Source organism: Methylobacterium nigriterrae, assembly GCF_037106235.1.
Taxonomy (GTDB): Bacteria; Pseudomonadota; Alphaproteobacteria; order Rhizobiales; family Beijerinckiaceae; genus Methylobacterium; species Methylobacterium nigriterrae.
Genome location: NZ_JBAWTG010000725.1, coordinates 1 through 290, shown reverse-complemented (window position 1 = coordinate 290; position 290 = coordinate 1). Strand labels below are relative to the sequence as shown.

The following is a 290-nucleotide window of genomic DNA, read 5'->3' as shown; positions in this document are numbered from 1 at the left end:
GCCGCGCGGCACCCACCAGGGCGAGCGCGGCCTCCGGGCCGGGACAGGTGACCTCGAGCGCCATCGACCGGCCCGGCTCGGTCAGCGAACCGTGCGCGAGGAACGCTCCCCGCCAGACGGCCTCGGCATCGTCGGTCCCGCTGGAGACGACCTCGGGCGCCAGACCGCGGACCGGACGGCCCCGCGCGTCGAGCAGACCCGTCTGGCGCGCCAGGGACTCGCCGTCGCGCACCACCCGGACCACGAACCGGTCGTTCTTGCGCAGGCCGCCCGCCTTGACCACGATGAGC

Annotated in this window: 1 protein-coding gene; it reads right to left on the bottom strand. The window is 76.2% G+C overall.

Features of this window, described 5'->3' with window-relative positions:
• Positions 1 to 290: DNA-binding protein WhiA (gene whiA / locus WDW90_RS38885; RefSeq protein WP_336492969.1), on the bottom strand; the 290-nt coding region annotated here is incomplete at both ends.